The organism is Lujinxingia vulgaris, from assembly GCF_007997005.1.
Taxonomy (GTDB): domain Bacteria; phylum Myxococcota_A; class Bradymonadia; order Bradymonadales; family Bradymonadaceae; genus Lujinxingia.
Map to the genome: position 1 here is coordinate 64,741 of NZ_VOSL01000002.1, position 12,478 is coordinate 77,218.

Annotated in this window: 6 protein-coding genes; 3 read left to right on the top strand and 3 right to left on the bottom strand. The window is 65.6% G+C overall.

What is annotated here, in order from left to right; genetic code table 11:
* Positions 1 to 6 precede the first annotated feature (6 nt).
* The gene (locus tag FRC96_RS00320; protein ID WP_146972054.1) at positions 7 to 1,626 is read right to left on the bottom strand and encodes a PfaD family polyunsaturated fatty acid/polyketide biosynthesis protein; all 1,620 of its coding nucleotides are present in this window, start codon (positions 1,624 to 1,626) and stop codon (positions 7 to 9) included.
* Between the two features lie 779 nt (positions 1,627 to 2,405).
* On the opposite strand from FRC96_RS00320, the gene FRC96_RS00325 reads away from it, so the two are divergent.
* Together FRC96_RS00325 and FRC96_RS00330 are read left to right on the top strand one after the other, a co-directional pair.
* On the top strand, positions 2,406 to 3,935 hold the full coding sequence (locus tag FRC96_RS00325) for a DUF362 domain-containing protein (RefSeq protein ID WP_146972055.1): 1,530 nt from the start codon (positions 2,406 to 2,408) through the stop codon (positions 3,933 to 3,935).
* Positions 3,936 to 4,821: 886 nt separating this feature from the next.
* The gene (locus FRC96_RS00330; protein ID WP_146972056.1) at positions 4,822 to 6,261 is read left to right on the top strand and encodes a hypothetical protein; all 1,440 of its coding nucleotides are present in this window, start codon (positions 4,822 to 4,824) and stop codon (positions 6,259 to 6,261) included.
* A gap of 136 nt (positions 6,262 to 6,397) precedes the next feature.
* On the opposite strand, the gene FRC96_RS00335 is transcribed toward FRC96_RS00330, so the two are convergent.
* The gene (locus FRC96_RS00335; RefSeq protein WP_146972057.1) at positions 6,398 to 9,973 is read right to left on the bottom strand and encodes a serine/threonine-protein kinase; all 3,576 of its coding nucleotides are present in this window, start codon (positions 9,971 to 9,973) and stop codon (positions 6,398 to 6,400) included.
* Between the two features lie 296 nt (positions 9,974 to 10,269).
* Here FRC96_RS00335 and FRC96_RS00340 point away from each other — a divergent pair, with 296 nt between their 5' ends.
* On the top strand, positions 10,270 to 11,520 hold the full coding sequence (locus tag FRC96_RS00340; protein WP_230469682.1) for a serine hydrolase domain-containing protein: 1,251 nt from the start codon (positions 10,270 to 10,272) through the stop codon (positions 11,518 to 11,520).
* Positions 11,521 to 11,658: 138 nt separating this feature from the next.
* Here the strand turns inward: FRC96_RS00340 and FRC96_RS00345 are convergent, their stop codons facing one another.
* On the bottom strand, positions 11,659 to 12,024 hold the full coding sequence (locus FRC96_RS00345) for a DUF6184 family natural product biosynthesis lipoprotein (RefSeq protein WP_146972059.1): 366 nt from the start codon (positions 12,022 to 12,024) through the stop codon (positions 11,659 to 11,661).
* Between the last annotated feature and the right edge of the window lie 454 nt (positions 12,025 to 12,478).

A 12,478-nucleotide genomic window follows, 5' to 3' on the forward strand; every position in this document is an offset into this window, starting at 1 on the left:
GCCTGGTCAAGCCAGCGGCAGCGGCCGATGGTCAAAGGCATCGGGGGGGATGGCCGCGCCGAAGGCGCGCAGCTGGGAGGCGCGCGTCTGGCGAGCGGCGCCCTCCATCAGGTTGAGCGCCATCTGGTCGACGTGGCGCGCCTCCAGAGGTTCCAGAAAACTGCCGCGCGCCCAGTCGTTAAAGGCGCCCTGGGCCGGCCCCATCCACACCTGGTAGTCGAGCTGACGCCCCTCCACGCCCTCAATGGCCCAGCGGCTGGAGAGGCCCAGGTACCATCGGCAGACCAGCGCCAGGCGGTGGCGCGGGTCGCGCTCGGCGCGCTCGATCTCCTGCGGATCGCGGGTTTGAAAAAAGTCGCGCGTCTTCTGCCAGACCGCTTCCATGGGCTGCTGGAAGATCTCGCGCTCGAGCTTCTCGCGAACCTCCGGCTCGATCGCCTCAATGGAGGGGTAGGTCGAATACACTTCGAAAAGACGTCGGGCGCGGGCGGCGAAGAAGTTGCCGCGCTTTAAGACCTGAACCTCAACGCCCATCTCAAACATATCGCCGGCCGGACACATCGTCACATCGGCAAAGCGCGCGCTGGCGAGCATCTTTTTGACCGCCGGCGATTGATTCGCCTCGATGCTGGCCTGGTTGATGGAGCCGGTAAGCACAAAGGCTGCGCCCAGCCCGAAGGCCGCGGCCACGGCCTGCGGCGTACCCAGCCCGCCGGCCGCGCCCAGACGCACCGGTGTGGCAAAGCCAAACTGGCGCTGAAGATCGTCGCGCAGCCGCGCGATCACCGAGAAGAGCGGCCCGAGCGGGCGGCGGTCGGTGTGACCGCCGGAGTCCGACTCCACGGTGATGTCGCTTGCCACGGGAAGGTCTCGTGCGAGCTGCGCTTCTTCGGCCGTGATCTTCTGCTCGGCCACCAGCTGATCGAGCAGCTTCTGCGGGGCGGGCTTCAGAAAAGGTTCCGCGACTTCCGGCCGTGAGATCTTGGCAAACAAAAAGTTTGAGCGCTGCACCCGACCGTGGGCGTCGCGAAAGAGTCCGCGCACCGCATAACGCACCACCGCCGGGGTCAGGCGCATAAAGGCCGAGGCGGAGACCCGGCGCACCCCGCGGCTTAAGAAGAGCTCGACGGTGGCCATCTCCAGCGCGGGTTCCTGCGGCGAGTGGATCAGGTTGGCGCCAAAGGGCAGGTTGTGCGGGTTGAGTGCGGCGGCGGTGCGGTCGATATAATCGGCCATCCGCTCCAGCGAGAGGCCGGCGGTGCCCAGAAACCCGAGCATGCCGGCGCGTGCCAGGCGAATCACCATCTCGGGGCTGGTGATGCCGTTGGCCATCGCGCCGCCCACGTAAGGGAAGCGCAGCCCGTGGGTCTCGCAAAAGGCCCTGTCGCCGAGCCACTCCGGGTACATCGGCGGCAGGGTCGCCAGGTGTTCATAGCCGCTCGCCGCATCGAGGTGGCGCGCGTCAAAGCTCACACCGATGCGACCGCCGGAGGGCTCGCGCACGATAAAGGCGGTCTCGCGCACCCGGTGGGCGGCCTCGCGAAGCTGCGCCGGGGCAAAAGCCGGCGCCTCGGGTGCATCCGCCCCGGAGCTCGGGGCGCTGCTGAAGGTGATATCCATCACCATAAAGTAGGTCCTGCAAACGACATGATTCAGTGAGCGCGCCGCCTTGTATGCAACATCATCAAAGCGGCGATGGGCCAATTTCGCGGGAGCATACAACGGGAGTTGGGGAAGGTACAGAGGGGGCTGTCGTCGCCAGAAGGGCCTCTCGGTGAGGGGGGCCTGTGCAGGCTCGCGGTCGCACTTCTACCTCATAGCAAAGGACCGTGGGTCATCGCGGGAGGGTGACCGAGGGTCGCACAACGACCTCGTCGCAAAGGACCCTGGGTCGTGCGCGAGAGACGACCCTGGGTTGCATGATCACGTGGGTTTATGCGGTTGCGAGGCGACCGTGGGTCGTCGCGGGAGGGTGACCGAGGGTCGCACAACGACCTCGTCGCAAAGGACCCTGGGTCAGTCATCGGAGATGACCCGGGGTTGCATGATCACGTGGGTTTATGCGGTTGCGAGGCGACCGTGGGTCGTCGCGAGAGGGTGACCGAGGGTCGCACAACGACCTCGTCGCAAAGGACCCCGGGTCATGCGCGAGAGACGACCCTGGGTTGCATGATCGCGTGAGTTTATGCGGTTGCGAGGCGACCGTGGGTCGTCGCGAGAGGGTGACCGAGGGTCGCACAACGACCTCGTCGCAAAGGACCCTGGGTCAGTCATCGGAGATGACCCGGGGTTGCCTGATCTCCAGATGACAGGGGCTTGAGACGCGGTGGGATTGGACCCGAGCGCCTAACCGTTTACACTCCATGCAGCCTGCGCCTTTGCCCTGGACCTGTTGGAGCGTTGCGATGACCAAACACCTGCCCACTGTAATCTTAAGGCATTGCCCTGACTATGAGCCCGAGCGCATTGAGCGTCTGGCGGTGGAGGGGCTCGATACGCTGGGCCTGCAGCCTCACGGGCGCACGCTGGTCAAACCTAACGTGGTGGCGTCTGGCGAGATGTTCCCCCACGCCTACACCCGCGCGGAGTTTGTAGAAGGCATCCTGCGCGCCCTCAAAAAGCGTGGCTCCAACATCAAAGAGCTGGCCGTCGGGGAGCGCAGCGGTATCACCATCCCGACGCGCTACACCTTTAAGAACGCGGGATATTACGAGATGGCCCGCCGCGTGGGGGATGTGAAGCTCTATCATTTTGAGGAGTCCACCCAGGTGGAGATTCCCCTCTACCACCAGGGCCGGTTGCGCGACTCGTTCTATACGCCGGAGCCGGTGGCGCGCGCCGACTTTTTTGTGAACTGCCCCAAGTTCAAGGCGCACCCCTGGACGACGGTCACCTTCAGCATGAAGAACTACATCGGCATCCAGGATGATCGGCATCGCCTCATCGATCACGATCACGCGCTCAACTACAAGGTGGCCGACCTTCAGTACATCACCCAGCCGCAGTTCATCGCCACCGACGCGATCATCGCCGGGGAGGGGCGCATGCTCACGCCGCTGCCTTATCGGCTGGACATGATGCTGATGGGCAACAACCAGGTGGCTTTTGACGCGGTCTGCTGCCACATCATCGGAGTTGACCCGATGACCGTCGATCACATTCGTCTGGCGCATGAGCGCGGGTTTGGGCCGGTGGATCTCTCGCAGATCCGCATCGTCGGTGATGTCTCACTCGCGGAAGCGCAGGAACGCGCGGTGAACTTCGAGGTCGGGCTGATTCGCGTCGAGGAGTATTTCAAAGACACCAACATCCGCGCCTACTCCGGTCGGCCCCCCAGCCAGACCGACGACTACTGCTGGGGCGGCTGCCCCGGGGCGCTGGAAGAGGCCATCGAGATCTTAAGGGTCTACGACGCGTCGGCCGACGCGAAGATCCCACCGATGCACATCGTCTTCGGCGCCTACGAGGGGACGATCGACGCCAAACCCGGCGAAAAGGTCGTGTTCATGGGCGACTGCGCCACCTATCAGGGAAAAATCGGCGAACACGACGTGCACATCGAGAGCCTGTATCGGGATCGCACCGAGCTTAACCCGGAGACCTACAAGGTTGACGACATCTTTAAAAAGATGCTCAAGGTGGAGCAGAAGTTTTTGGGCGCGCGAAAAACCGAGGTGATGCGCATGGCCGGCTGCCCGGTCAGCGTGGCCGAGCAGGTCTTGATGCTGGTGAAGATGGGACGAACCAAAAACCCCTACCTCGACCCGCGCACCTCGGTGGACTTTGTGAGCTGCTACCTCTCCTCGCGCACGCGCACTGCGCTGAGCCGAATTTTTGGGACCCCTTATCAGCGCAGCGGTCCCTCGGTGCGCGGGGACGCGCGGCCCGCTCAAAACCTTCCGCCGGCCGGGGCGGAGAGCGAGAGCACCTCGTAAGTTCGCAACCAGGATTTTTCGACCAGAGTCTTTCGACCAGGGAGGCGGCTGCTCGCCAGCGAGGATCATTGCTGGCGAGGAAGGCGCGACTCTGTTCACGTTGCGGGGTTGCTACGAGGTAGGAGAATGACCGTGGGTCGCCGGACAGGCGCATGAATACAGGGTGAGGTGCGACCCAGGGTCGTTTGGAGCGGGGTAGGTGTGAGGCATCATTCGGGTGACGTTGAACGACCCAGGGTCATCGAAATTGGTCGAAATGAAACGACCCAGGGTCACCGAAATTGGTCGAAATGAAACGACCCAGGGTCACCGCTCACCCGCATCGCGTAGGGTCGAGAGCCAACCCTGGGTTGTCTGAGGTTGGTGATTTTCGACGACCCAGGGTCACCGACCTCCGGCGATTTTCAACGACCCAGGGTCACCGACCGGCGGCGATTTTCAACAACCCAGGGTCACCGACCGCCGGCGATTTTCAACAACCCAGGGTCACCGACCACCGGCGATTTTCAACAACCCAGGGTCACCGACCGCCGGCGATTTTCAACGACCCAGGGTCACCGACCGGCGGCGATCTTCAACAACCCAGGGTCACCGGTCGCCGGCGATTTTCAACAACCCAGGGTCACCGACCGCCGGCGATTTTCAACGACCCAGGGTCACCGCTCACCCGCATCGCGTGGGGGCGAGAGGCAACCCTGGGTTGTCTGAGGACGAGGAGCTACACGTCGCATCCGGCCTCCGGGAGTTGCGAATCGATACAGCGGGACGCTGGTGAAAACGCGCTTTGTTGCGCATGCTCAGTCCTACTGATGTGACCGCGATGCCCTCACCACCGAGGGCGCTGACTACTGGAAGACGGGGAGATGCGATGTTGCCGTGGAGCGCCTTGTTTCAAAGAACCTTGATCGTCGTGATGATGGCGGCCGCGGGCGTGGCCTGCGGGGATGGCGATCCGGACGCCCGGCGCCCGGTGGACGCGGGAGCCGACGCCGGCGCTCCGGATGCTCCTCCGCAGGATGCCTCCGACGACGGCGGTTCCACCGACCCCGACACCGATGACGCCGGCGGCGAGCACGACGCGGAGGTCGATGGTGGCGGGGATGCCGATGATCCTGATGATCCCGACTCGCCGCGCGCGGTGGACTGCGCGCCGCTTCCCGAGAGCGGCGGCACGATCGTGGCCGTCGATCCCTCCATGGCCGCGCAGCTCCCACAGCTTGTGCGCCAGGCCCAGGCCAACACCACCTTTGTCTTCGCTGCCGGCACTTACGCGCTCACCGAGACGCTGCACGTGCGCGCCCGGGGCGTCACGCTGCGCTCGGCCGACGATGACGCCGAGAGCGTGGTGATCGACGGGGGCTACAACGTCAACTCCTTGCTGCTGATCAACGCCGGCGAGGTGACCGTCGCGCACCTCACCCTGACCCGGGCGCTGCACCACCCCATCCACGTCTCACCGGCCAGTGATGCGACGGAAAACCTTTTGGGCACGCGCATTTACGGGGTGCATATCGTCGACGGGGCGCAGCAGTTTATCAAGATCAACCCCAACGGCGCGCGCAGCGCGTTTGTAGACGAGGGGCTTGTGGCCTGCTCGCGTTTTGAGCTCACCGACGCCGGCCGCCCCCGTGTCGATCGCAGCGGCACCGGCTGCTACACCGGCGGCGTCGACGGTCACGCCGCGCGCGGCTGGGTGGTGCGCGACAACCATTTCAAAGACATCTACTGCGCTGGCGAAGGCCTGGCGGAGCACGCGGTGCATTTCTGGTCGGCCTCGCGCGAGACGGTGGTGGAGCGCAACTTGATTGAAAACTGCGCCCGTGGCGTGGGGTTTGGGCTCTCGCAGAGCGGCGGCGATCGCGACTACGCCGACAACCCCTACCCCGGAGTCGAGGGGTATATGGGGCATATCGACGGCATCATCCGCAACAACATCATCGTGGCCGACATCGACTACTACGACACGGGCATCGAGCTTGCGCAGGCCCACGGCGCGCGCGCGATCCACAACACGATCTTCGACGCGGAGGCGGCCAACCGCTTCAGCTCCATCGACTACCGCTTCCCCAACACCTCGGTCGAGATCCGCAATAACCTCGTGGGCCGCATCACCCGTCGAAATGAAGCCGCCGGTGAGGTGGACCACAACCTGGAGGGCATCGACGCAGGGCTCTTTGAAGACGCCCCGGGCTTGAACTTCCACTTAGCCGCCTCGGCCACTGACGCCATCGACCAGGGCGTGGTGGTGGAGCAGGCCGGCCTGGACATCGACGGGGAGCCCCGCGACAGGGGCGCCGCGCCCGACATCGGGGCGGATGAGCGCTGAGCGACACGGGCGTTGTCGCACATGGTCGCAGCGTTGCGAGGGGGTATTCGGACGACCGTGGGTTGGGTTTGAGGCGCATAGCTACAGGCGGAAGTCCAACCCACGGTCATCGTATGTGGGGTAGGAGTGAGGCGACTCAGGAGGGCGTGAGCGCGGCGAGTCGCGCGCGCTCCTCGGCGGCGCGGGTGCCGCGGTCGATGCGCTCCCACTGCTGGATGGCCAGGCGAAGCAGGGGGGCGGCCAGCGCGAGCTGGTGATGTTCGATGGCGTGGTCAGCCCCACGACTCAAACACATCGCGATGTCCAGATCGTGGATCTGGGTGGCGCTCTGATCGCGGATAAAGTGGCGCAGCTGCGCGCGGGCATCCTCCCAGCGATGCAGCCCGGAGTAGGCGGCGATGAGCGCGGCGTAAACGTAAGCGCGGTAGGCAAAGAACTGATCCTCGGGGATCTTTGCCAGCAGCGCCTCAAAGGCCGCCAGCGCACCTTCGGTCTCTCCGCAGAAAAGATCGAGGAGCGCCAGGTTGAGGTGCGCAATGTCGGTGATGCGCGCGCCGGACTCGGCCAGCGAGCGAAACGCCGCTTCGTAGAGGCGCCGGGCGCGGGGGTAGTCGCCCTGCTCGCGGGCGATCTCGGCGCGGGTGTTGTACGCGTCGCAGAGCACGTTGGCGTGACCGTAGCTCCGCGCGAGCTCTTCCTGTCTGGCGAGGAGCGCGTCGGCGTCGTCAAAGCGCTGCTGCCGGCGGCGGATCTCGGCCAGCCCGTTGTAGCAATCGGCCAGAGCCCGCACCGGCACCCGGGGGGCCTGCTCCAGGGTGGCGATGGCCTCCAGGTAGGCGGCCTCGGCGGCGGGGACGCGTCCGACAAGCACCAGGGTCCAGGCCCGGCCCTCCTGGCAGCTGGCGTAGGCCACCGGGTCGCCCACCTCGTCATAGAGCGCCAGCGCCTGATCGAAATAGCGCAGCGTTTTATCGTAGATGCTGAACGAGCGGTTGCAGCGCGCCAGCAGCTCGTTGGCACGGGCGCAGGCTGCCGGGAGGTTGAGTACGGTGGCGTGCTCCAGGGCGCGTTCGGCGCGCTCGGTGGCGCGCGCCGCCTCCAGACGTTCGATATGAACGCGGGCTTCCAGAAGATCGAGGTGCACGCCCGGCGCGCTCGCCAGGGGCAATGAGGCGTGGTGAAGGCACGCCAGCGCCCGCGCGCTGACTCGCCTGGCGGCGCTGATGTCGCCCTGGACCAGGAAACGATCGCCGAGCTCCAGAAAGAGGTTCAGCGCCTCTTTATGCGCGTGGGCGCCGGCCAGATGCCTGGCGAGCTGCTCGCGCGCGGCCAGGGTGTTGGCTGCGGCATCGCGCTGGAGCGCGTCGGCCGCCGCGCGGTGAAAGTCGGCAAGGCGCCCGCTCTTGCGCGCATCTTCCAAAAGGGCTTCGCGCAACATGCCCTGCACAAACGCGAAGCTCTCGCGGCTCCCCTCGACCAGGCGCAGGCGCATCAGCTCCGAGAGGAGCCAGGGCGGGGCCTCCACGCCGGCGCGGGCGCAGACGCGCTGCCACAGCGGTACCGAGACGAGCTGACCGAGGACGGCAGCCACCTCAAGAGCCTGTCGGTAGGGGCCGATGGCCGAGGTCTGCACGACCGTGCGCAGGCGCTCAGACCACAGGCTCAAAAGATCGTCCGGCAACGACGCCTCGGCCAGGGCCAGATCAGGGAGTTCGAACCCCCGGGGTCCCGGTTGCAGCAAGCCGCGTTGAATCCAGTCTCCGACAAGTTCAATGGCGAGGAGGGGGTTTCCGGCGCTGCGCTCGGCGATGCGGCGGCCCAGGTCGTGGTGCAACCCGAGGAGGTTGGCCACAAGCTCACGATGCTCCTCGGGAGGCAGCGCGCGCAGCTGAATCTCGCTTAGGGCCGTGGCTTTTGCCCCGTTGGGCTCGCGAAGATCCGCGAGCATCGCCTCGATCTCCTGACGTTCGGCCAGGGCCTCATCGCGCAGGGTCGCCACAATGCAGAGGGGGACCTGCTGCTCGGAGCGAAGGAGCTGCGCACACAGCTTCAGGGCGCTCGCGCCCCACTGCACATCATCAAGGGTCAGCACCAGCGGGCGCGTCGAGGCCTGGGCGCGGATCACCTGCGCCAGGGTGCTGAGCTGGGCGTCCAGGGGAAGCGCGCTCTGCTCTTCAAGCACCCCGGCCAGGCGCTCAAGGCTCGGCGAGTCGAGCTGCGGGTGCAGCGCGCGATGAAGCCGATCTCGAAGCTCCGGGCCGTCGAGCTCCCGCACCCGCAGGTGGTGTCGGACCATGTCGACAAGCGCCGAGGTGCCGGTGTCATCGGCCTTAAAGCGGGCGCTCATGGTGTTGGCCACGCCCAACTCGCGGGCGCGGGTGGCCAGCCAATCGGCCTGGCGAGTTTTGCCGGTGCCGGCTGCGCCGCGCACCACCACAAGGGTGGAGCGCTGGTGGGTGGCCACCTCGCGGAGCGTCTCCCAGAGCTGGTCGCGCTCGGCGTTGCGCCCGACCATCGGGGTGGGGCGCAGGCGGAAGAGCCCCACCCCGACCCCGCCCAACCAGCGGGGCTTTGCCGCCGGGGTGTGGGCCGAGCGCCAGGTGGCCGGAAGCGGCGGCGCGTCGTTTGCTACGGGGTATGCCGCGGTGGGAGTACCCCCGGTGGAGCGCATATTGCGGGGCTCACCTGCAACCCCCGGTCGGGTGGCGAGGGGGGGGAGTGCGGGGGAATGAGGCGCACGCGTGGCCGCCGCGACCTCGCAAAGTGTGGCCAGTGTGCGGGTTGGGGTGGGCATCGCGGCGGGGAGGGTGGGCGTCGGCGCCTGGCGTAACACCCGGTCGGGAAAACGCGCCGCCGGCAGCGTCAGAAGCGCCCAGGCCGCGTCGGCAGCGCACGCAAAACGCGCGCGCGGATCTTTGGCCAGCATGCGCTCCAACCACCCCTGAAGGCCGTCGGGTACAGCGCCGGCCATCACATCCGGCCGGGGGATCGGCGCGTTGGTGTGCTTGTCGTAGAGCCCCACAAAGGAGCGCGCGTCGTAGGGCGGACGGCCGCTTAAGAGTTCAAAGGCCACACATCCCAGCGCATAAAGATCGGTCCAGGGACCGAAGTCACGGCGCTGATCGGTGAACTGCTCCGGCGCCATATAGAGCGGGGTGCCCGAGGCGTTATGCTCCTGGCTGGACTCGGCCGGCGACGCGATGGCGTGGGCGATGCCAAAGTCGGCCAGCTTAAAGCGGACGTGCTCCCCCTGACCAAAACGCAAGATATTGGCCGGCTTGATGTCGCGGTGCACCAGGTCGCGCGCGTGGGCGTGGGCCAGCGCGTCGAGCAGCCCCAGCAAGAGCGCCCGAATCTGCGACCAGCTCATCGCCTCACCCCTCGCCTCAAGGCTGCCGCCGTCGGCAAGCTCCATCACCAGGTAGGGACTCCCCACCCGAAGATCGGGGTGGGAGGGCAAGGGGTCGTCGGCCAGAAGTTCGCCGTAGTCGTACACATGGATGATGCCCGGGTGACGCAGCGAGGCCACCGAGCGCACCTCATCGCCAAAGGCGGCCTGAATCGTGTCGCGCGCCGCGTCCCGGGTGCCAAGCACCTTGACGGCGACCTCCTCGCCCTCCTCACGATGGCGGGCACGCCAGATCGCCCCCATCGCGCCGCGGCCGATAGGCTCCATGAGCTCAAACTGTGGGAACATCGATCGTCGGCTCAAAGCGCGCTCCGGCCATGCCTCAAAAAGACTCTGTGAATCCCGAACCTCGCTGACCTGCGCGCCCTGGTGCGTAAGGCGAAAGATCTCGGCCTATAACGCGGGTCCGGGACGTCCCGTTATTAAGGCATCCCGGCACCGGGGCAATGCGTCACGAGAGGCTTCGCAGGGTGATCGTCTTCAGGCTACCCGCCGTCGTCATGGGCGCAACCCTCGGATGTGACTTTTCTGCACGAGGGGCCGGGGTTAGGCTGTCGCCGCACGATATCCCCCTGACCCTCACACACATTAGGCCTGCTATGTACGACAAACTTCCCAACCTCGCCCCGTACCCCGCACGGGGTGGTTATGCGGATGGCTATGAGCCCGTCGCTCGAACCTTTGCTCGCCAGCTGGAGCGTGGCGAGGAGGTCGGTGCGGGGTTTACGGTGTATCGGCGTGGTGAGTGTGTGGTCGATCTCTGGGGAGGCCTGGCCGATGTGGAATCGCAGGCCCCCTGGCGCGAAGACACCCGCGTGGTGCTCTTCTCGGTGACCAAGGGCTTTGTGGCCATGGCGCTGCATCTTCTGGCAAGTCGCGGCAAGCTCGATTGGGATGCCCCGGTCGAGACCTACTGGCCCGGTTTTGCCCGCAACGGCAAAGAAGGCATGACGGTCGCCACGCTGCTCGGCCACCGCGGTGGCCTGGCGGGCCTGGACACCCCGCTGACAATGGATGACGTCACCAACCCGTCGCGCGCCGCGGTCTTGCTCGAAGCCCTGGAGTCGCAGTCGCCTCTGTGGGAGGTCGGCGCCGATCAGGGCTACCACGCCATCACCTTTGGGATGTATGCCCGCGAGCTCTTTGAGCGCATCTGCCCGGGCGAAGATCTCGGGGAGTTCTTGCGTCGCGAGCTCTTTGAGCCGCTGGGCTCCGATGTGTACCTGGGGACGCCGGCGCAGTTTGATAAGGACATCGCGACCCTCTATCCGCCGGCGAAGCCGGCGCGGGTGGCGAAGATGCTCACCAACGCCCTGACCCAGCCTCAATCCACCGAAGCCCGCGTGCTCGGCCAGTTCGTGCGCCGCGGCTCGCCGATGCGCCGCGCGTTTCTGAACCCACAGGTCCCCGGCGATGATGTGACCGTCTACAATAAGCCGCCGGCGCGCCGCGCGGTGCTGGGCTGGGCCTCGGCCACCGGCAGCGCCCACGGCGTGGCGCGCGCCTACCTGCCTTTCGCCTCAAAAGGCAAGTTTGAGGGCCGGCGCTACCTCAAGGCCACCTCGCTCAAGTCGGTCTATGCTCGCCAGGGCTGGTCGCCTAACGATCTCGTGCTGCAAAAGCCCATCGGCTGGTCGCACGGCTTCTGCAAAGAGGAGCGCCACCTCTTCTCGCCAAACCCCGAATCCTTCGGGCATCCGGGGATGGGCGGCGCGCTGGGCTGGGCCGACCCGGTCGAAGAGATCGCCATCGGCTATGCGATGAATTTTATGGACTGGCATATTCGCTCCCCGCGCGCGCTGGCGCTCTGCCGCGCGCTCTACGACAGCCCGGGGGTGGTGGAGGGCTGAGTTTTCCACAGCCTTTTCAGAGCGTCTTTGCACAAAAAAGCCCGCACCACCTCTTAAGGTGGCGCGGGCTTTTTCATTTATGTGCGATTCACGCGCGGGCTCGGGAGTAAACACCGAAGCCCCCACGCGACATGTCGCTTAGTTGGTGCAGACGTTGCCGGCGCGGCATTCATCCAGCGCCGAGAGCTGGTCGAAGAAGTTGCCGTCACAGGCAACAACCTCCAGGCGATCGACGCAGCTGTCGAACTGCGTCTCATTGATCCGCCCGTTGCCGCACTCATCGGCCGGCCAGGCTTCGTTGAAAAGATCGGTCTGATCGATGACGCAGTCCGAGACGGTTTCGTAATCCTGACCGTCACCAATGTTGCCGCACTCATCGGCGCGGTCGCAGTAGGTCTCGGCGGCCTCATCGCGGTAGTCCTCACGCGTGGGCTCTCCGCAACCAAAGAGGGGAAGGGCCAGGGCGAGCATAAGAGACGATTTCAGCACTGCAGTGATGCGCATGTCATCCTCCATACATGAAATACAAGTTACCAACGAGGGGCCGAACTACCCCGATAGCTTAGGGCGTAAGTAAGGGGCTACGGCTTGCGAACCTGCGTTTTGGACCTGCTGATGAAGCCGGGGTTGGAGAAGATATCGCCTTGGAGCGGATAAGTAGTGGTAAGACCCCAGATCGCACAAAGTCTGGCGAAGGTGGAAGGAATCGTACATCTACAATCTATGGCGAGAAGGCCCCAAACGCGAACGTCTCGGGCTTGATAGGGGGACGGGCCTCGCCGGTGCGGCAGGCTGCCGCTTCGTGGCGAGAAGTTCTTGGGGTGAGCTGATAACGACTCTTCCCCAACCCCGGCTTCATCAGCATTTGTTTGTCTGATCACCTGCTCTAAGGTTCAAGTAACGCCTTGCTAAGATTGGTTCGCGGTGGCCCCCCAGAGGCGCCGGGATAACGCGATGG